This window comes from Flavobacterium algoriphilum, from assembly GCF_048158655.1.
GTDB classification, from domain to species: Bacteria; Bacteroidota; Bacteroidia; order Flavobacteriales; family Flavobacteriaceae; genus Flavobacterium; species Flavobacterium algoriphilum.
The window spans coordinates 578203-599660 of sequence record NZ_JBLNKY010000001.1 but is presented as its reverse complement, the minus strand read 5'-3'; the positions used below and the strand labels follow the sequence as shown (position 1 = coordinate 599660).

The 21458-nt window shown below is 34.8% G+C and carries 19 protein-coding genes; 10 read left to right on the top strand and 9 right to left on the bottom strand.

Annotated elements, in window-relative coordinates:
• Positions 1-4: 4 nt before the first annotated feature.
• From ileS to gdhA, 5 genes are all read right to left on the bottom strand, one after another.
• Positions 5-3463: an isoleucine--tRNA ligase gene (gene ileS, locus ACM55G_RS02590; RefSeq protein WP_416842343.1), complete on the bottom strand. Its 3459-nt coding sequence runs from the start codon at positions 3461-3463 to the stop codon at positions 5-7.
• A 315-nt stretch (positions 3464-3778) separates the two neighbouring features.
• Positions 3779-4816 carry an alpha/beta hydrolase gene (locus ACM55G_RS02585; RefSeq protein WP_416842342.1) on the bottom strand — a complete coding sequence of 346 codons (1038 nt, stop codon included), beginning with the start codon at positions 4814-4816 and terminating at the stop codon, positions 3779-3781.
• A gap of 364 nt (positions 4817-5180) precedes the next feature.
• Positions 5181-5894, bottom strand: a complete 714-nt coding sequence (gene recO, locus ACM55G_RS02580) for a DNA repair protein RecO (RefSeq protein WP_416842341.1) — start codon at positions 5892-5894, stop codon at positions 5181-5183.
• 54 nt (positions 5895-5948) lie between these two features.
• Positions 5949-8237, bottom strand: a complete 2289-nt coding sequence (porZ, locus tag ACM55G_RS02575) for a type IX secretion system anionic LPS delivery protein PorZ (RefSeq protein WP_416842340.1) — start codon at positions 8235-8237, stop codon at positions 5949-5951.
• Positions 8238-8362: 125 nt separating this feature from the next.
• Positions 8363-9706, bottom strand: coding sequence for an NADP-specific glutamate dehydrogenase (gene gdhA, locus ACM55G_RS02570; protein WP_416842339.1), 1344 nt, complete (start codon positions 9704-9706; stop codon positions 8363-8365).
• 321 nt (positions 9707-10027) lie between these two features.
• On the opposite strand from gdhA, the gene ACM55G_RS02565 reads away from it, so the two are divergent.
• Positions 10028-10831, top strand: coding sequence for a THC0290_0291 family protein (locus ACM55G_RS02565; RefSeq protein WP_416842338.1), 804 nt, complete (start codon positions 10028-10030; stop codon positions 10829-10831).
• 74 nt (positions 10832-10905) lie between these two features.
• Here the strand turns inward: ACM55G_RS02565 and ACM55G_RS02560 are convergent, their stop codons facing one another.
• Positions 10906-12051: a cystathionine gamma-synthase gene (locus ACM55G_RS02560; protein ID WP_416842337.1), complete on the bottom strand. Its 1146-nt coding sequence runs from the start codon at positions 12049-12051 to the stop codon at positions 10906-10908.
• Between the two features lie 103 nt (positions 12052-12154).
• Here ACM55G_RS02560 and ACM55G_RS02555 point away from each other — a divergent pair, with 103 nt between their 5' ends.
• Complete coding sequence (locus ACM55G_RS02555; RefSeq protein ID WP_416842336.1) at positions 12155-12898, top strand: DUF3298 and DUF4163 domain-containing protein; 744 nt, start codon at positions 12155-12157, stop codon at positions 12896-12898.
• A gap of 77 nt (positions 12899-12975) precedes the next feature.
• On the opposite strand, the gene ACM55G_RS02550 is transcribed toward ACM55G_RS02555, so the two are convergent.
• Positions 12976-13389, bottom strand: coding sequence for a DinB family protein (locus tag ACM55G_RS02550; RefSeq protein WP_416842335.1), 414 nt, complete (start codon positions 13387-13389; stop codon positions 12976-12978).
• 117 nt (positions 13390-13506) lie between these two features.
• Between ACM55G_RS02550 and ACM55G_RS02545 the strand changes: the two genes are divergently transcribed.
• The 4 genes from ACM55G_RS02545 to nadD all read left to right on the top strand — a co-directional run bounded on the left by ACM55G_RS02545 (position 13507) and on the right by nadD (position 16116).
• The gene (locus ACM55G_RS02545; RefSeq protein ID WP_416842774.1) at positions 13507-13857 is read left to right on the top strand and encodes an arsenate reductase family protein; all 351 of its coding nucleotides are present in this window, start codon (positions 13507-13509) and stop codon (positions 13855-13857) included.
• Between the two features lie 96 nt (positions 13858-13953).
• Positions 13954-14814, top strand: coding sequence for a YicC/YloC family endoribonuclease (locus tag ACM55G_RS02540; RefSeq protein ID WP_416842334.1), 861 nt, complete (start codon positions 13954-13956; stop codon positions 14812-14814).
• 84 nt (positions 14815-14898) lie between these two features.
• Positions 14899-15474 (top strand): guanylate kinase, encoded by a 576-nt coding sequence (gene gmk / locus ACM55G_RS02535; protein ID WP_416842333.1) that lies wholly within the window; start codon positions 14899-14901, stop codon positions 15472-15474.
• A 60-nt stretch (positions 15475-15534) separates the two neighbouring features.
• Positions 15535-16116, top strand: a complete 582-nt coding sequence (gene nadD / locus ACM55G_RS02530; protein ID WP_416842332.1) for a nicotinate (nicotinamide) nucleotide adenylyltransferase — start codon at positions 15535-15537, stop codon at positions 16114-16116.
• A 168-nt stretch (positions 16117-16284) separates the two neighbouring features.
• On the opposite strand, the gene ACM55G_RS02525 is transcribed toward nadD, so the two are convergent.
• Complete coding sequence (locus ACM55G_RS02525) at positions 16285-17202, bottom strand: LysR family transcriptional regulator (RefSeq protein WP_416842331.1); 918 nt, start codon at positions 17200-17202, stop codon at positions 16285-16287.
• Between the two features lie 86 nt (positions 17203-17288).
• Between ACM55G_RS02525 and ACM55G_RS02520 the strand changes: the two genes are divergently transcribed.
• From ACM55G_RS02520 to ACM55G_RS02505, 4 genes are all read left to right on the top strand, one after another.
• Positions 17289-18053 carry a type 1 glutamine amidotransferase domain-containing protein gene (locus ACM55G_RS02520; RefSeq protein WP_416842330.1) on the top strand — a complete coding sequence of 255 codons (765 nt, stop codon included), beginning with the start codon at positions 17289-17291 and terminating at the stop codon, positions 18051-18053.
• A gap of 4 nt (positions 18054-18057) precedes the next feature.
• Positions 18058-19221, top strand: a complete 1164-nt coding sequence (locus ACM55G_RS02515; RefSeq protein ID WP_416842329.1) for an iron-containing alcohol dehydrogenase — start codon at positions 18058-18060, stop codon at positions 19219-19221.
• Between the two features lie 313 nt (positions 19222-19534).
• Positions 19535-20530 carry an NAD(P)H-dependent glycerol-3-phosphate dehydrogenase gene (locus ACM55G_RS02510; RefSeq protein WP_416842328.1) on the top strand — a complete coding sequence of 332 codons (996 nt, stop codon included), beginning with the start codon at positions 19535-19537 and terminating at the stop codon, positions 20528-20530.
• A 36-nt stretch (positions 20531-20566) separates the two neighbouring features.
• Positions 20567-20785, top strand: a complete 219-nt coding sequence (locus ACM55G_RS02505) for a hypothetical protein (protein WP_416842326.1) — start codon at positions 20567-20569, stop codon at positions 20783-20785.
• Between the two features lie 199 nt (positions 20786-20984).
• Here the strand turns inward: ACM55G_RS02505 and ACM55G_RS02500 are convergent, their stop codons facing one another.
• On the bottom strand, positions 20985-21392 hold the full coding sequence (locus tag ACM55G_RS02500) for a hypothetical protein (protein WP_416842325.1): 408 nt from the start codon (positions 21390-21392) through the stop codon (positions 20985-20987).
• Between the last annotated feature and the right edge of the window lie 66 nt (positions 21393-21458).

Genomic DNA, 21458 nt, shown 5'->3' with positions numbered 1-21458 from the left:
TATATTATTTTGAAATTAATAGCATTGTTTTTATATCGTCAAATTCAATTTCCGTACCGTTTTCTATTTCATCTACAAAAACCAAATCGCTGGTTAATGTTTCTGATTTTATATACGCTTCATTTTTAAGAATTGCCTCTTCTAAAAGTCCATTTCTTTTCAGTTGGACTTTTATTTTATCGGTTACTTCAAATCCCGAATCTTTACGGATATTCTGAATTCTGTTTACTAATTCTCTGGCAATTCCTTCTTGTTTTAGTACTGGTGAAATTGTAATGTCAAGCGCAACCGTTATTCCGTTTGAGTTGGCTACTAACCAACCTTCAATATCTTGTGATGTAATTTCTACATCTTCTAATGTTAAAATTACGTTATTTCCTGCAATAACAATATTCAGACTTCCTTCTTTGTCCAATTGACTGATTTGCTCTTTTGAAAACCCTTGTATTTCCTTAGAAATCAAGCCCATATCCTTTCCAAAACGGGGTCCGAGTGCCTTAAAATTAGGCTTGATTTGTTTCACCAAAACGCCGGAGGCATCATCCAAAAGTACGATTTCTTTCACGTTTACCTCTGCTTTTATAAGGTCGGAAACGGCCTCAATTTCAGCTCTTTGATTCTCGTCAAGCACTGGTATCATTACCTTTTGTAACGGTTGACGCACCTTTATCATTTCCTTCTTTCGGAGTGATAAAACCAATGACGAAATGGTTTGTGCTTTCTGCATTTTGCTCTCTAACATTTTATTAACATAGTTTTCAACCGAAATTGGGAACTCCGCCAAATGTACACTGTCATATTTTTCCGACTGTGTTGCTAATGTTAAATCTCTATAAAGTTTGTCCATAAAGAACGGAGCGATAGGTGCACCCAGTTTACTTATGGTTAACAAACAGGTATATAAGGTTTGATAAGCCGCAATTTTGTCTTGTGCATATTCCCCTTTCCAGAAACGTCTCCTGCACAAACGAACGTACCAGTTACTTAAGTTTTCTTGTACAAATTCGGAAATTGCACGAGCAGCTTTCGTTGGTTCATAATCCGCATAAAAATCATCCACTTCTTGTATCAAAGTGTTCAATTCTGACATGATCCATTGATCAATTTCCGGTCTTTCGTTTAATGGAATCTCTGCTTCTTCAAATTTGAAACCATCAATGTTGGCATACAAACTAAAAAATGAGTACGTGTTGTATAATGTTCCAAAGAATTTTCTACGAACCTCAGCGATTCCTTCTAAGTCAAATTTCAAGTTGTCCCAAGGATTCGCATTCGAAATCATGTACCAACGCGTTGCATCTGGACCGTATTCTTTTAATGTTTCGAATGGATCTGCGGCATTTCCTAAACGTTTGGACATTTTTTGTCCGTTTTTGTCTAAAACCAATCCGTTAGAAACCACATTTTTATATGCTACTTTATCAAAAACTAATGTTCCAATGGCGTGTAACGTATAAAACCAACCGCGTGTTTGATCCACTCCTTCGGCAATGAAATCCGCTGGAAAATCTTTATTCTCGTCAATTTTATCTTTGTTTTCAAAAGGATAATGCCATTGCGCATATGGCATGGAACCCGAATCAAACCAAACATCAATCAAGTCAGCTTCACGCGTCATCGGTTTTCCGGATGCAGAAACTAACGTAATTTCATCAACTACATTTTTATGCAAATCCACTAAATCGTAATTTTCTTCTGCCATATTCCCTATTTCGAACCCTTTGAAAGGATTTTGTTGTTGGAAACCAGCTGCTATTGATTTTTCGATTTCGTTGTATAATTCTTCAACAGAACCTATTAAGATTTCTTCTTGTTTGTCTTCGGTTCTCCAGATTGGCAATGGAATTCCCCAGAATCTTGAACGTGATAAATTCCAGTCATTGGCGTTTTTCAACCAATTCCCAAAACGTCCTTCTCCGGTAGCTTTTGGCTTCCAGTTGATGGTTTCGTTCAAGTCAAACATTCTGTCTTTAACTTCAGAGATTTTTATAAACCATGAATCCAAAGGATAATATAAAATAGGTTTGTCCGTTCTCCAGCAATGTGGGTAACTGTGGACATATTTCTCTACTTTAAACGCTCTATTTTCTTCTTTTAATCGAATAGCTATTTCAACATCTACAGACCGTTCTGGCGCTTCACCGTCGTTATAATATTCATTTTTCACGTATTTACCAGCATATTCTCCCACATGTGAGGTGAATTTCCCTTGTAAATCTACTAATGGAACCGGAGTTCCATTTTCGTCTAAAACTAACATTGGAGGGATCTCTGGCGTAGCTTCTTTAGCCACCCTGGCATCATCAGCTCCAAAAGTTGGAGATGTATGCACTATTCCCGTCCCATCTTCCGTAGTTACAAAATCTCCTGAAATCACTCTAAAAGCATTTTCAGCATTCTGATACGGAAGCACTAATGGCATTAATTGTTCGTATCGAATGTCAACTAAATCAGCCCCCTTGCATTCCGCCAAAACCTGATACGGAATTTTCTTATCGCCTTCCTTGAAGTTTTCAAAATCAGCAGGATCAGCACTTTCGAAGAAGCCTTTCCCAAATTGTTTTCCAACTAAATTCTTAGCCAAAATCAATGTTGCAGGACGGAACGTATATTGATTAAATGTTTTTACTAAAGCATATTCTATCTTTGGCCCTACAGTCAACGCGGTATTACTTGGCAAAGTCCAAGGCGTTGTGGTCCAGGCTAGGATAAAGATTTCCTCTAAATCCAAAGCTTCTAACTTGTAATGCAGTAAATTATTAGAACTTATATAATCGTAAAACTTAGAAAACAACACTTCTTTGTGCGCATCAATCACCTTAAATTGCGCTACAACAGTCGTATCTGTTACATCTCTATAACTTCCCGGTTGGTTTACTTCGTGTGAACTCAATCCGGTTCCTGCTTTTGGAGAATACGGTTGAATGGTGTAGCCTTTATACATCAAATCCTTATTGTAGATTTGTTTCAAAATCCACCAAACCGTTTCCATATATTTGGATTTGTACGTCACATATGGATCTTCCATATCAACCCAATAACCCATTTTTTCAGTCAAATCATTCCATACGTCCGTATAACGCATCACGGTTTTTTTACACGCTTCGTTATATTCTTCAATAGAAATGGTCTTTCCAATATCTTCTTTGGTGATTCCTAATTCTTTTTCAGTACCCAATTCCACAGGCAAACCATGCGTATCCCAGCCAGCTTTACGCTTCACTTGAAACCCTTTTTGAGTTTTATATCTGCAAAAAATATCTTTAATCGCACGCGCCATTACGTGATGAATTCCCGGCAATCCATTTGCCGAAGGCGGACCTTCAAAAAACACGAATGGTGGGTTCCCTTCACGAGTGGTTACACTTTTCTCAAATATATTTTCTTTCTTCCAAAAATCAAGTACTTCTGACGCTACAGTTGGTAAGTCAAGTCCTTTGTATTCAGTAAATTTTGCGCTCATTTTGTCCTTTTCTAAATCGAGGTGCGAAAGTAATAAATAGTTATGAGTTTTGAGTGATGAGTGATGATTTTTTGCGTTAGCGAAAGCATTGGAATCCTTCTATGAGGTTTAAAAGGAATAAAAATCAAAATGAACAGCACAAATAAAATGGTAGTAAATACTTTTTTAAAGCCAAATAAAAAAGCAATAAATTTCTATTTCAGTAGCTGGACCTGAAAAAATGGACATCGGATAAATATAAAAAACATCCTGAATTTAAGATTCAGGATGCTCTTTTATAAAACTTACATTTAGCTATTGTTATAAAATATAAAGCTATTTAAGTGCATTTTTTAATTCCGCAGCGGCTTGCAACAAAGCTGATTTTGTTCCGGGAATCGCACTAATTGCATTTAAAAGACCCCAATCATGAATCATTCCATTGTAACGAGTTGCAGTGACTTTTACTCCTGCTTCATCTAATTTACGAGCATACGCTTCTCCTTCGTCTCTTAGAATATCATTTTCCGCAGTTTGCACTAATGCGGGTGGCAATCCTTTCAACTGGCTGGTAGTAGCTAACAAAGGGGAAGCATAAATTTCTTTACGCTGTTTAGAATCTGTTGTATAATTATCCCACATCCACATCATTAAATTCTTAGTCAGGAATCGGTCTTTAGCAAACAAGTTATATGACTCTGTTTCAAAATTAGCATTGGTCACCGGCCAAAATAAAACTTGTAATTTAATCTCTGGTCCTTTTTTTTCTTTAGCCATTAATGCAACAACAGTAGCCATGTTTCCTCCAACGCTGTTTCCAGCAACTGCTAGGCGTTTACCATCAACCCCAATTTCTTTACCGTGTTCCGCTACCCATTTTGTAGCATTATAAGCTTGGGTGATGGCAACAGGATAATGCGCTTCGGGAGAGGGAGTGTAATTAACAAACACTGCCGCTGCACCAGACGCTACCACTAAGTCTCTAACCATTCGTTGATGAGTAGGAAAATCCCCAAGCACCCAGCCCCCTCCATGAAAAAACATAAATACCGGTAATATGCCTTTTGCATTTTCAGGCTTCACGATATTTATTTTAATGCTTTGTCCGTCCTCGACAATTATCTTATCAGTAACTGTTATACCCGACATATCAACCTTGATAGACGCTTGTGCATCTACAAGTACTTTTCTCGCTTCCACAGGAGACAACTGCTCTAACGGCTTGCCTGTTCCCGAATTTAGCACTTTAAGAAATCCTCTAATATTGCTTTCAATATTAGGATCCTTCGAAGCATCCTTTGTTTGTGCGGACACTTCACTAGAGAAAGCAATTGCTAACAATAATGTTCCTACTTTTTTTAATTTTGATTTCATCTGATCTATTTTAAATTTAAAGATATAATTATACTCTGTAAGTGAATTCAAAAAAAAGTGGGACTTCTGCTGTAACAAATTATCTAGATATGGAGTTTTAAAATGCACCTAACAACATATTAACAAGTTTACTTAAAAAAGACTTGAGCTAGTCAAAATTTTGATTTTTAGCAGGTTAAAAATAAAATAAATACTTATTACATCAAATATAGTAATTAATTATTATCAAATTTTAAAATTATAGCTTCTTTAAAAGCACCTATAACTATAAAATCAACAAAAAAATATTCATACCCAATTCAATTGATTTAAATACAGCGAAAATTAAAAATTATTAATCTAAATCAATGATTTAAACTAAATATCAAGAAAACACCTCTTTCAAAACGTCCAGAGATTTTGGTTTTTTAAAGCCGTCCAAGTGAAAACTGTAATAATCGATCAGTATTCTTAAAACAATCTGTCTTTCAATAACATGGAATATTTTTTGATTGTTATCGAATTTCAAATCGATTAGTTTTTTAAACAAATTACTTTCATGTTCCGTGAGCGAACTAATGGCATGAAAGGGCGTAAAAACACCTTCGTTCATTTCGAAAAAAGGCATATCAATATCAGAAATATCGGGGTAAAAGCCCAAATATTTTGTGATTTCCAATAATAAAATCAAATGAAAATTAGCTATTTCATCGTGATTGTCCAACCAATGCATGGCCGTTTCTAAAAAAGTAAACAGCTGTTCGTTTTTTTCTTCTTCGTGAATGGAATGGTGTAGCATTTCCGAAATGAACATCACAATCGTACTTTTATAAATATCCGAATGAATGGAATGAAAAGGAGAATCGATTTTTATTTCCTTGAAATTTTCTAAAGTACCTTTGTTCTTATGAACCGCTTCAATTTCGAGAATGGTCAATGGTTGAAAATAAGCAATTTTCTGATTGGACTTTCTCGAAGAAAAAGCATCCCGGACAAAATAAGATTTCAAACCATGTGACAAGGTGAAGCATTTCACAATCAAGCTTTTTTCCTGGAATTTTAATGCCGAAATCACGATGGCTTTGGTTTTTACGAGCACAATTTTAATTTAAAGATTGAAAAATTTAAAGATTGAAAAATTCATTCCTCTAAATTACCTTATTATCATTACTTTTTTAGCTTTAGTTTCTACTCCGTCTTGTGCCGAAATAAAAATGATATAGACTCCAGAAGCTACTTTGTATTTCCCAAAAGCAGTCGTATCCCATTCTATAGTCCCACCTTCAGAAATCGTCTCGTAAACTAGATTTCCCTCAATATCGGTGATTTTAATATTCGCTTTATCCAGTAATCCGGCAATTTTAACGGTTCCTTGATATTCAGGACGTACAGGATTTGGGTACACATACGCATTATTTAAATCATCATTTGCTGCAGTCGAGACTCCTTTGAAAGACACCAGCCCTTTTGCGGTAGCTATAAAAACTTCGCCCGTTATGCTGTTGATATCAATGTCATTTATAACATTACTGGGCAAAGGCGAATTGCTGGTCGTAAAATGATACTTGGTTTCCTGACCGTTTGGCGACACTAAAAAAACACCTGAATCCGCGGTACCAATCCACTTATTATTTGCTCCATCAACAACAATATCAGTAATAAATTGCTCATACAATAATTCTTGGGCCAAGTTATCTTCTAATATAATAATGGGATTGGCAGTTAATTGCTCCTCAGATTGAAAACTGCCAACATTAGACAAAATTCGCAATCCTTTTGTAGTTCCTATCCAAAGTTGGTTTCGGGTATCAACTGCAACTACTCTTACATCAGCAATAGGCAAATTTCCTGTATCAGGACCTGTGGTTATTTTCTTGAATTTATTATTACTTTCGTTAAAACCAATAACACCGTCACTACTTGTGGAAAGCCATTTGGTATCGTTTTTATCAATGGCAATTGTTCCAAAATTAGTATCAATGGCTGAATCCAGAATATTTTCCATCGCATAACTTTGCCATTGTCCGTTAGTTTTCAAAACTTTCAATCCGTTTTTTATTCTGCTATTGGTCACCCAAAAATTCCCGGTTTTATCAAATGCTGCTCCGTTTATCCGAATATCAATATAATTTGGACCAGCAAAGGTTAAAGATTCTAAACCGCTATTGGTTTGATTGTACAAAATTTTCGGTTCATCATTTTCAATTTTCAACAATCCTGAAAAAAAAGAACTCGCATACACTTCATTTTCCTTACTGGGATTTACCGTAATTCTGGTCATAGATTTAGCTCCCAAAACTTTCTGATACGGAATATTCAACCATCCTGTTGTGCTGAATTTACTCACGCCATAACTATCTAAGTCATACGGATTATAATCTACTGTATAATCGCCATAAACCGTCCAAAGCGAATTTGATGTGGCTTGAAGCGCAAAGATATTATTCCGTAAAGGTCCAATGGGAGTCGTGTTTTCGAAAGCCGTAACTGAAGAAAGAGAAGTAGCAATCAATCCATTTTCTTTTGTTCCAATAAAAATAGTGTCGCCTATTATTGTTGCACAATTAAAACTAGGAGTGCTTCCAGTAATTTGGTTTGTGTTTATTTGGCGTACCAAAACCATCTGACTGTTATAAATATATACACTGTTTAAAGTGGTTACTATCAAATAACCCGCAGTTGCTCTCATATCCAAAGCTGGTGATGAAAGCGCTAAATATCCTGTAAATGAATTCGTGTTCGTATTATATTTATGGATATATCCTGAAGCATTAACAGCAAACAAATCTGTTCCTAATGTGGCTACACTAGACCAGTTTCCGCCAGCAATTGTTCCCCATTGACTAAAATCTACTAAGTTTTTATTGGAAATAGTGGCTCTTTTTATACCGCTATTTGTAGCTGCATAAATAAACCCATTAAAAAGTGCTGTTTGGTTCACCATTATTTCGGCGCCATTCGTACCAATAAAATAGGTGTCCCCAAATTGCATGGTTAATAAATTGAATTGAACTATTCCAAAATCACAGGAAACATAAGCAATACCTTCAAATTCCATGAAGTGATTGATTTTTTTAATGTTTGAAGGAAGTTGTTTATTGATAATATCGACCACATTGAGCATGGTTCCATCGGTTTCATTGATGATTATAATCAATCCGTTTTCGTATCCTACAATTGTTTTATTAAATGTTGCACTGTGGTATATTGCTGAGAGGGTTTCTCCAGAAAGGCCATCAATAGTATTGGTAGTTTTAACCTGGCTTGTTACTATATTTTTAGAAAATAAGGCGTTTTCTGAAGCAGCAAAAACTGCGGTAGTGGATTCTGAAATGTCTTTAATTTCATTGTAAGAGAAATATCCTTGCCACGACAGATTACTTTGAGCAAAACCCATTTGGATAAAAAGTAAAAGCAAAAAACATAAAACGTTCTTTTTCATTATTTGCATGAATATTGGTTTACAAATATAGAGAAAACGAAAGTATTAGAATTTTGTTACTCAAAAAAAATGCCTTCCAACCGTAACATCGGCAGAAGGCATTTTAAATTATAATTAAACCTGATTTATACCACTCCTTGAGCTAGCATTGCATCAGCTACTTTTACAAATCCAGCAATATTTGCACCTTTTACATAGTTTACATAACCTTCTTCGTCAGTACCATATTTTTTGCATTGATTGTGTATTCCTACCATAATCTCTTTCAATCTAGAGTCCACTTCCTCACTCGTCCAGTTTAGACGAATTGAGTTTTGTGTCATTTCTAATCCTGAAGCCGCTACACCACCGGCATTTGCGGCTTTACCTGGAGCAAAAAGCACCTTCGCTTTCAAGAAAAGTTTGATAGCTTCAAGGGTGCAAGGCATATTTGCCGCTTCCGTTACGCAAATAACACCATTTGCAATTAAATTTTTTGCATCTTGCTCATTCAATTCATTTTGAGTTGCGCAAGGTATTGCAATATCCACTTTTACTTCCCAAACGCTTTTGCCTTTGTGGAATTTAGCGTTAGGATATTTTTCTAAATAAGCTTCGGCTCTATTATCTCCTCTTGCTCTTAATTCAAGCATAAAGTCAATTTTATCCCCAGAGATTCCTTCCTCGTCATAAATATAACCATCAGGGCCAGAAATAGTGACTACTTTTCCTCCAAGGTCGTTTATTTTCAGTGCTACTCCCCAAGCAACATTCCCAAATCCTGAAATAGAAACTGTTTTACCGTTAATAGTTTGCCCAATAGTTTTAAGCATTTGTTCGGCAAAATAAACTACTCCGTAACCCGTTGCTTCCGGTCTAATTAAAGAACCTCCATAAGCCAATCCTTTACCAGTTAAAACTCCGGTAAACTCATTTCTTATTCTCTTATATTGGCCAAATAAATAACCAATCTCTCTGGCTCCAACACCAATATCTCCTGCAGGAACGTCTAGTTGTGGTCCAATATGCCTGCACAATTCGGTCATGAAAGACTGACAGAATCGCATTACTTCTCCATCAGATTTTCCTTGTGGATCAAAATCAGATCCTCCTTTACCACCACCCATTGGTAAAGTGGTCAAACTATTTTTGAATACTTGTTCGAATGCTAAAAATTTAAGCACCGATAAATTTACAGTATGATGGAAACGTATTCCTCCTTTATAAGGTCCAATTGCAGAATTCATTTGGATTCTAAAACCTCTATTTACCAAAATTTCCCCTTTATCATCTACCCAAGGAACACGAAATATAATAGAACGCTCTGGCTCAGCTATTCTGAGAAGCAAATTTTTTCCATCGTATTTTTTTTGCTCCGCAATAAATGGGATAACAGTTTCAGCAAATTCTCTAACAGCTTGAATAAATTCAGGCTCATTTGGATTTTTTGACTCAACTTGAGCCATAAATTGATTTATTTTATTTTCCATCTTGAAATAAATTATTCAAACAAAATTAATATTAATAGTCTCCTTAAATATAATAATCGCTTTTAAGAAAACGTTTTCGTTAGTGTATACAAATATACATCTTATAAAAATATTGAAGTCTATTTTTTTGTTCTACAGATAGAATTATCTTTTTATTAAGCAATTACAAAGAAATATGCTTTTAAAACCCCTTTTACAACGAAATCGTTGTAGTTTTCACAAGCAAATAAGAATTTGTTTACTTATTTTTTAATTTTAATGATTGATGTTTTAATGATTGATGTTTTTATATATTTGTCTGATTTGAAAATTTAACACCTAATGATCAAGCAAACAATCCTTACTTTACTCCTATTATTTGGTTTTTCAAATAATATAAATGCGCAATTTGGTTTTTCGCATGAGGTAGGAATTATAGCCGGCCCTATTGCCTTTCAATCTGATTATGGGGAACGCTATGATTTAAATACTAACTCTGGAAATACTGGTTTAGGAATTGGGATTATTCATTATTTAAATTTCTCTTACAAAGCTGAATGTAACTGTTATACTCCAGAAACTTATTTTAACGACCATTTCAAATTAAGATCTGAACTTTCTTATAATAAAACCGAATTAAAACATTTTGGAGAATGGGTACAGCCAAATAAAACTTCTCTTGGAGCTAATCAATTACGGGCCATGAGAGGAACTACTGCAATTACTAACATAGGAATGCAACTGGAATATTTCCCTTTCAGCATTCGTGATTTTACGGCAACCATAGGTAGTTTAGGACCATTTATAAGTCTTGGAGGGCAATTCAGTTATTATAATACCAAAGCCTATTCAACTATGGGGCCATTAGGAACTCCCTTGACAACTTTCCCTAAGTACTTAACTCCTTCAGATGGACGTAATTATGGTTTTTCTACAGAAGGAGGATCGGTTTGGTCAGTTGTATCAAGTGTGGGAACCCGTTATAAACTCACCCCTTTACGAGATTTAATGATTGACTTAAGATTTCAATATTTTTTCTCCAATTGGGTGGACGGATTAAATCCAAATCCGGAACTTTACAAAGAGAACAAAGCAAACGACTGGTTGGTTTGGTTGAATGTTGGTTACATCTATTATTTGCAATAGCAATTACAATCCTTTATAAAAAACAAAACCCCAATTCTATTAAGTTTTGGAATTTTGTTTTTTATAAATATTTTTTACGCTAATGCTTGTTTCAAATCTTCGATTAAATCTTCGGCATCTTCAATACCAACGCTCAGTCGAACCAAATCATCCGTAATTCCAATTGCTGCACGTTTATCTTCCGGAATCGATGCGTGGGTCATCAAAGCCGGGTGATTGGCTAATGATTCTACTCCGCCTAAAGATTCGGCCAAAGTGAAAACTTTTAATTTCTCCAGAAAGTCAATCGCATCCTCTTTTTTACCAGAAACAAAAGTAAACGAAACCATTCCTCCAAAACCGCTCATTTGCTTTTTGGCAATTTCATGGTACGGATGGCTTGGTAATCCAGGATAATAAACTCTTTTAATTTTTGGATGGTTGCTTAAAAACTCTACTACTTTTCCACCGTTTTCACAATGTCTTTCCACACGCAAATGCAATGTTTTTATTCCTCTCAAAACCAAAAAGCTGTCCATTGGCCCTAGTGTGGCTCCAGTCGCAAATTGTTGAAAATGCAATTGTTCTCCTAAGGCTTCATCTTTTACAATTAATGCTCCGGCAATAACATCAGAATGTCCACCAAGATATTTAGTTGCCGAATGCATGACAATATCAGCGCCCAAGTCCAATGGTTTTTGTAAATAAGGTGTTGCAAAAGTATTATCGACTGCAAAAAGAATTTTCTTCTTTTTGGTGATTTTAGCAATCTCTTGAATATCGGCTAATTTCATCAATGGATTGGTTGGCGTTTCTGCCCAAACCAATTTAGTGTTTTCATTGATTAATGATTTGAATTTCTCCATGTCATTCATATCCACAAAATGGAATTTTATTCCTGAATCTTTATAAATACGCGTGAACATTCTATACGTTCCACCATATAAATCGTCCATCGCAATGATTTCGTCCCCTGCTTTGAAAGAACGTAAAACACAATCTGTGGCTGCTAATCCTGACGAAAAAGCCAATCCTCGTGTGCCGTTTTCAATACTAGCCAATGCATTTTCGAGTGCTGATCTTGTAGGATTAGCAGCTCTACTGTATTCATAATCTGGATTTATCGGGTGTCCGGGACTTGTTTGCACAAAAGTTGACGTTTGATACACAGGAGGCATAACTGCTCCCGTACTTGGATCATGGTGTTGCCCACCGTGAATAACTTTGGTATTAAATTTCATATCGTTTAATTTTCAAATGCTGAATTGTTTTACAAATTTACCTTTTAATTTATTCTAACCAAGACGCAAGTTGATACCTTTGTATAGAATTAACAATTTTGAAATGAAACACTTTATCCTTTTTTCATTATTCCTTTTTTCGGTGGCCCGTTGTTCTAACGAATTGGTTTTTGAAGAGCAATCTTTTCAGAGAAAAACGACTTTGCCCTGCAAGGAAAATTGCCCTCAGATAACTGTGAAAATCCCTGTTGCAAAAGAGGTTCCTGTTGTTGCTGACAGCATTAATAAAAAAGTGTTTTCAGTATTAAAAGAGATTATTTATTTTGGCGAAAAGCCATATATTTCAACTAATTATAACGGATTATTAACCTCGTTTATTGATTCGTATGAAAAACTCCAGAAAGAATTTCCGAAAGATACTTTTGGTTGGGAAGGCAAAATTGAAGGAAGTGTAAAATACCAATCGGATAGTATTTTGAACATCGAAATCAAGCATTACACCTTTACCGGTGGCGCTCATGGCTATGAAGGATTGCGTTCGCTAATTTTTAATCCAGAAACTGGAAAATATATTCCGAACAATCAATTGTTTAAAAGCAAGAATGCTCTTATGGCTTTCGCCGAAAAAAAGTTCAGAGCCAAATATAAAATCCCGGAAAATAAATCTATAAACGCAACTGGACTACTGTTTGAAGACGAGAAATTTCATTTGCCACAAAATATTTTTTACACCGATAAAGGATTGCTTCTTTATTACAATACCTATGAAGCGGCATCGTATGCGGATGGTCCAAAAGAATTGTTATTGTCTTACAAAGAAGTGAACGACTATTTGACAATCAAGTAAATTATCTTTTATAAAAATTACAAAAGAGTACTCCTTAACGCTTCGTGATTAGTGTCGATATTTAATCTGCATAAATCCTAAATAAACTTTCGGATACTCATCATCATTCCGGTGTGAACAGCCTCGTGATAGACGTTAAAAGAAATAGCATCTTCGGCAGTTTTTATCGTATAACCGGACATGGTGGAAAATTCCTGAAAATTCTTGAATACTTTATTCTCTAAATCGGCTTTGGTTTGATTGATGGTTTCAAAAAGTAAGGATTGAATCTCCTCTACATCAACTTGTGTTGCGTCTTGTTCCGGTTTGGTTCCTCTTTTATATTTCTCGACCATTTCATCCGAAATCATCATAGGCAAACCCGACAATTTGTAAACCAACATCTGCTGAACCACCAGAATATGTCCAATATTCCAAATCAAATTATTATTATAGCCCGCTGGAATTGCGTTGAGTTGCTCTAAGGTATATCCTTGTAAAAATTTTGACAAAGTGTTTCTACTGTTTTCAGTAATACGAAGGTTTGATGCATTTTTTGAATTTTTTGATAAAAATAATCATTTTCCGTATCAAATGATTTTTCTTTGCACAAAGAAATCGCTATTTACATGGACAAAATATATTATCTCGCTTCTTGCGATACCTGTAGAAAAATCATAAAATCATTACCAAAAGACCATGATTTTAAGTTTCACGACATCAAACAAGACCCAATTACACTAGAAGAATTGGAACAAATGCGCGAACTTTCCGGAAGTTATGAAGCACTTTTTAGTAAAAAAGCACAATTGTACAAATCAATGGATTTGAAGAATAAATCTTTAACCGAAGATGATTACAAGAAATACATTCTGGAGCACTACACCTTCTTGAGTCGCCCTGTTTTTATTATCAACAACACCATTTATATTGGCAATACACAGCAAAACATGCTGAAAGTAATGAAAGCTTTGGCCTAACCAAAAACCATCAAAATTAGAACAAAACCACCAGTAATTCCCCTCTTTGGGTGTTCGGTGGCTTTTACTTATCTTTGACCTCTTTTATACAATTATATGATACAATCAATGACCGGTTTTGGCAAAGCAACTTTGCAATTACCAACCAAAAAAATCACGGTAGAAGTAAAATCCTTAAACAGTAAAGGTTTGGATTTGAATGTGAGAATGCCTTCGCTGTACCGCGAAATGGAATTGGGCTTACGCAACCAAATTGCCCTAAAAATGGAAAGAGGAAAAGTAGATTTTTCTATTTTTATCGAGAGTACAGCCGAACAAACTTCGACGAAAGTTAATGTGCCAATTGTAAAAGGGTATATTAATCAATTGAGAGAAGTCTATCCCGATGCTGATGAAACGGAACTAATGAAAATGGCCATTCGCATGCCGGATACCATGAAAATAGAGCGTGATGAAATCGATGAAAACGACTGGATCCAAATCCAAACCGTTATCGAAGAAGCGCTACAAAACATCTTGACCTTTAGAAGAGATGAAGGAATGTCTCTTGAAAAAGAATTTCAATTGCGAATAGGCAATATCCGTCAATACATGACTGAAGCTTTGGCACTTGATCCAGAACGTGTTCAGGCGATAAAAGACCGTTTGCAAACTGCGATTTCAGAACTAAAAGTGAATGTAGATGAAAATCGTTTTGAGCAGGAACTGATTTATTATTTAGAGAAATTAGACATTACTGAAGAAAAAGTGCGTTTGACCAATCACCTTGATTATTTCCTTGAAACCATCAACGGTACCGAAGCCAATGGTAGAAAACTAGGTTTCATTACCCAGGAAATGGGACGTGAAATCAACACGATGGGTTCAAAATCGAATCACGCACAAATGCAAAAATTAGTCGTTCAAATGAAAGACGAATTGGAAAAAATTAAGGAACAGGTATTGAACGTATTGTAAAACATATTAGATAGAGACGCAATTGATCGGGTCTCTATGCATAAAGACAGAAGCATTCATTGCGGCTAGAATTTAAATAACAACATGAGTACAGGAGGAAAATTAATCGTTTTTTCAGCACCATCAGGATCTGGAAAAACTACTATAGTTAGGCATTTATTAAGCAAAGAAGATTTAAATCTTGAATTTTCGATTTCGGCAGCTTCCCGCGCATCAAGAGGCGAAGAAGTAAATGGAAAAGATTATTATTTCATGTCGACCGAAGAGTTTAAAAAACACATCAAAAACGAAGACTTTCTAGAGTGGGAAGAAGTCTATCGCGATAATTTCTACGGAACCTTAAAAAGCGAAGTAGAACGCATTTGGGCCAAAGGAAAAAATGTGATTTTTGATATTGATGTATCTGGTGGATTGCGTATCAAACATAAATTTCAGGAAGAAACTTTAGCCGTTTTTGTAAAACCACCAAGTGTGGATGAACTAAAAAGAAGACTCAAAGAACGTTCTACTGAGAGCGAGGACAAAATCAATATGCGTATTGCAAAAGCCTCTGTTGAATTGGCAACTGCACCACAGTTTGATGTTATCATAAAAAACTACGATTTAGATATTGCTCTTGAAGAAGCGTATCAATTAGTAAAGAATTATGTTAAGGATTAAAAGATTGAAAATTAAAGAATTGAAAAATTCAAAGTTATTTGTAATCTTTAAATTAAATTCATGAAAATAGGTCTTTATTTCGGAACGTTTAACCCCATTCATGTTGGGCATCTCATCATTGCCAATCACATGGCGGAACATGCCGATTTAGACCAAGTGTGGATGGTGGTTACGCCACACAATCCTTTGAAGAAAAAAAGTACTTTACTTGATGATTACCATCGTTTTCAAATGGTACATCTCGCCACCGATGATTTTCCAAAAATCAAACCTTCGGATATTGAATTTAAATTATCACAGCCTAATTACACCGTGAACACTTTAGTTCACTTACAGGAAAAATATCCAGGTTACGAGTTCTCCTTAATCATGGGTGAAGACAATCTCAAGTCATTGCACAAATGGAAAAACTACGAAGCTATTCTGGCACATCATGAAATTTATGTCTATCCTCGACTTTCAATCGAAACAGAGAATTTAATGTTTAAAGATAATCCAAAAATCCACCTGATTGATGCTCCGGTTGTAGAAATATCGTCAACATTTATTCGGGATAACATCAAAAAAGGAAAAAATGTGCAGCCTTTGTTAGCACCAAAAGTTTGGGAATATATTGACCATAATAATTTTTATAAAAAGTAACTTTATCAAATACTTTTCCAAAGTAGCCTAAAAATTTAATCCCATAGACACATAGTAAAATCATTAAAGCAGATTATTTTAGAAAATAATTGTCACACATAGTTATGAAAACTATTTAAAAAGCTGAGCTTCTCTTGCTTTTATTACAAAATTACATGTGGTGAAAAATTAGCCCTTGTATGAACTACTATTACCTAAAACACTTTTTAATTCCATTTGAATATTGTCAAAAATAGTATTCAAATTGTCGTTTTTTCCTGACAATAAAAATACTTCCGTGCTCGGCATTTGCTTGCTGTTCCATAATAATTGTGCTCTATTTTCTGCAATAAAATCCTTTGCATTTATATCCCAAACTATTCCAATTCCAGTATTTCTAGAAAGTATTTCGAGCATTTCATATTCGGAGGGAATAATATAATTGGGAACCATCGAAGGTCTTTTTTTGTTGAAAACATACAACCAAAATAATTTGATGTGTGGGATTTGTGCATTGTGACTAAACCATTTTTGATCGTTTAACCAATGTTCGATTGCCGTGAAATCTTTGATTTTAATATTTGATTTTAATTCGGAGGCATCAATAGTGTTTGAACCTATGATGACCTGCTTGATTTCACCAACCTTTTTCTGAATCGTATCAAACGTATCGTATTTTTTGGTGACAACGGCAAAATCAAGTTTTTTAGAATCTACCAATTCAAAAAGCGTGTCATTTTCATGAAAGCTAAAATCGATAAAATCAAATTTTGAAATCAAACAACTTCCCAGACAGCGCATCAAATGTTTCGAAATTCCAATTGAAATCAATCGGTTTGCATCAAACGCTTTGGCACGAAAACCATTCTCTACATTTTCCAATCGATCTAAAGCCTCAATGATTAGATTATTAAGTAACTTAGCATATTCTGTTGGCTCTACACCTTTTGACTTTCGATTAAAAAGTTTATAACCTACATGCGCTTCCAACATTGATATTTGCTGACTTACAGCAGGTTGACTAATAAACAACTCTTTGGCAGCTAAAGAAAAATTTCCATTTTTATAAACCGATTTAAAGGTTCTGTACCATTCCAGATTAACCATGATATAAATATATTTATCACAAACATAATTTAAATTATTTTTACTAATAACATATTCGGACTATATTTGTAGATAGTAAATTAAAAATGAAAAAAATAACATTATTTACCATTATAGCATTAACCGCAGCTTGCATCTCTGCAACAGCACAAAATAAAAAAGGTATGAAAAAAGTATTATTTGTTGTTACCAGTCACGATAAATTAGGTAACACGGGAGAGAAAACAGGATTTTGGACAGAAGAATTAGCCGCACCTTATTACGAATTATTAGATAAAGGTGTAATCATTGACATTGCCACTCCACTAGGTGGGCAGCCACCAATCGATCCAAAAAGTGAAGATCCATCTGCTGCAACAGAGGATACTAAAAGATTTGATGCCGATACGGAGCTATTAGCTAAACTAAAAAATACACATAAATTAGCGGATGTAAAAGAGTCTGATTATGATGCCGTTTTTTATCCAGGAGGTCACGGTCCGTTATGGGATTTAGCCATAGATAAAAACTCAAGCGCATTAATTGAAGCATTTTATACCAATAACAAACCTGTTGCTTTTGTATGTCATTCACCAGCAGTATTGAAAAACGTAAAAGTAAATGGAGAATTTTTAGTTAACGGCAAAAAAGTAACCGGATTTTCTAACACAGAAGAAGCTGCTGTTGGCTTAACTGATGTTGTCCCTTTTTTACTGGAAGACGCTTTGCAAGCGAATGGCGCAACATATTCAAAAACAGGCGACTGGCAGCCTTATGCAGTTGAAGATGGCTTATTGATTACAGGTCAAAACCCAGCTTCTTCTAAATTAGTTGCAGAAAAATTATTAAACCAATTAAATTCAAAAAAATAAAAACATGTTAAATTTCGAATTATACAATCCTACACATTTAATTTTTGGAAAAGGACAAATTGAAAAATTACCAACTTTAGTACCGCAAGGAGCAAAAATCCTTTTAGCATATGGTGGCGGAAGTATTTTTAAAAATGGAATTCACGAACAAACAATCAACAATCTAAAAGGGTTTGATGTTGTTGAATTTGGCGGAATAGAACCGAATCCGCGTTTTGAAACATTAATGAAAGCCGTTGCAATTATTAAGGACCAAAACATCGATTTTATTCTTGCTGTAGGGGGTGGATCGGTAATTGACGGAGTGAAATTCATATCGGCAGCCGTACATTTTGAAGGAAATCCAATTGATATTCTTAAAAAGAGAATCATGTTTACAGAAGGTGCAAAAGTAGTTCCTTTTGGAACCATTTTAACTTTACCCGCAACGGGAACCGAAATGAATTCCGGTGCAGTAATTACGATTGAAGCTACTCAGGAAAAATTAGATTTTGGTGGTTCTGCCATGTATCCAAAATTCTCTATTTGTGATCCAACCGTTATCGCTTCGTTACCAAAAAGACAAATACAAAATGGTGTTGTAGACGCTTATATACACGTTTTGGAGCAATATCTTACCTACCCGCATGACGGATATCTTCAAGACCGAATTGCAGAAAGCATCCTGCAAACTTTAATACAAGTTGGCCCCGAAGTTGTTGAAAAACCTACAGATTATGCCTTGGCTTCTAACTTTATGTGGAGTTGTACTATGGCATTGAACGGATTAATTCAAAAAGGAGTTCCCTCAGATTGGGCTACACACATGATAGGGCATGAATTAACGGCTTTATACGAAATTGATCATGCCAGAACTTTGGCAGTTGTAGGTCCAAATTTATTCCGAGTAATGTTTGAAACTAAAAAAGGAAAATTAGCCCAATACGGGAAACGTATTTTTAATTTAACCGGAAGTGAAGATGAGATTGCTAATGAAGCCATCAATAAAACGGTTGAATTTTATCATACTATGGGAATGCAAACCAAATTATCCGATTACACCAATGAGTTTGATCATACGGCTGATTTTATTGTCAATCGTTTTGAAGAAAGAGGTTGGACAGCATTGGGAGAAAAACAAAATATTACTTTAGAAAAGCTGAAGTCAATTGTTGAAATGAGTTATTAATTAAAATAATGATGCTGATTGACATTGGCATAAATAAAAAGGCGTTCTCCTATTTATGATGGGAACGCCTTTTAAAAATACTAAAACAAAACCAACTAATTCAATATGCATTATAATTGTTAAATAATTAATTTATAATCATTTATAACGCAAATTGAATATATATATTGTGTTAAAAAACAAAAAATTAAAATTATTTTTTTTGTTACTACTAATATCCTTTTGAAAACTCTTAGAATGCCAATTTCTTGTTCCAATTTTATTTGTATAATCACTACTTTTTTAAGTACTTTTGATTAAATTTGATAAAAAAATGACCGAAAACATAAAATTTGCTGTGATTGGCGGAGGAAGTTGGGCAACAGCGATTGCGAAGATGCTATGTGTAAATCTTTCGGAGATTTCGTGGTATATGCGTAATGAAGCTGCTGTAGAACACATTAAAACTTACAAACACAATCCAAATTATCTAAGTTCTGTTGAATTTGATGTCAAAAAACTAAAACTTACCACTGATATAAATGAGGCAGTAACTTATGCTGATTATATCATTTTTGCAATTCCATCTGCTTTTTTAGATACTGAATTAGAAAAATTAACCGTTTCGTTAAAAGATAAGATCATTTTTTCTGCGATTAAAGGTATCGTTCCCGAAACGAGTTTGATCGTAGGCGAACATTTTCATATAAAATATAACATCCCTTATTATAATATTGGCGTAATTACAGGACCTTGTCACGCAGAAGAAGTTGCTATGGAACGATTATCTTATCTTACAATTGCCTGCGGTGATGACGAAAAAGCCAAGATTGTCGCTAAAAATTTATCTGGAAATTATATCAAAACGAAAATTACAGATGATATTATAGGAACTGAATATGCTGCCATGCTAAAAAACATTTATGCAATTGCAGCCGGAATGGCTCATGGATTGGGTTACGGAGATAACTTTCAATCCGTATTGATGAGTAATGGGATTCGGGAGATGAAAAAATTCATCAGAAAAGTTCATAAAATGAAACGTAACATTAATGATTCGGCTTATCTAGGCGATTTATTGGTTACCGGTTATTCTGTATTCTCCAGAAACCGAATGTTCGGGAACATGATTGGTAAAGGCTATACGGTAAAATCAGCAATGATTGAAATGAGCATGGTTGCCGAAGGTTACTATGCTGCAAAAAGCGCTTATAAACTCAATCAAGGGTACGGAGCCAAAACTCCCATTATAGATGCCGTTTATGAAATTCTGTATGGAGGAAAAGACGCTAAAACTGTTTTTAAGGCTCTGACTGATAAATTAGATTAATTCAGCTACAGATTTAACACAAAACACAATCACTACATGAGCGAAAGATGGAAATTCCAGATAAAAACTGGTGGAATTTGGGGTGTATTTATGACGGTTTTCAATGTATTATTCGACATTAAAGAAATTCCTTTTTCAGAACAGATTGCTACACCTAATTTTTACATTCGCGCAGGTGCTTACATTATTGTCGGGATATTAGTTTTAGGGTATTTTACCTGGAAATCCAAAGTTAAACAACAAGCCGCTAAATAATTTTCAGGAATGTAAGATGGTAATACCAGATTAAAAATGAGATGATCTGTTGATTGATAGTTTCTATTATAATGTCTGCATTTGACCTATTTAAAATGTCTTTGACGATGCTTTTTTCTCCAAAAAAGCTGCTCCGAACCCTTTGTTTTATTTTGGCTGGGATATTTGAATTGGAAAAAAAAATAAGAATAATACCAAACTATCTCACGATAACCCCATCAACGAATAAGATAGGCACTTCTTCCACAAAATCCTCATGGATGGAATGCGCTTTGAAAACAAACTTTTTGTCATGCAATTTATCTCCGATGAAATAAGTCAACATAAATTCATTGTTAAGTGCCACAACACTTTTTTCTATCATTTCTATTTTAATCACGGAAACTGGCGGTACTTCTACAAAAGCGTGACGCAAGAGTGATGTTTTTTTCATTTCGCCGTCAATGGTTCCAAAAGCTTTGGAAACGACCATGACACTTTCAATAAGGTAATCACTATCGTTTATTAAATAGGCATACCATACTTTTTCCATGAAATCGTCACTCCATTCCTGAACTGCAGCAAGGAAAACGTTTTCTACTTCGGGGATGATGATGTCGGATTTCATGTTTTTGATTTTAGATATATTAAGGATTTCTGAATTTAGATTTTAAACTCTTCAAAAATCATTGAT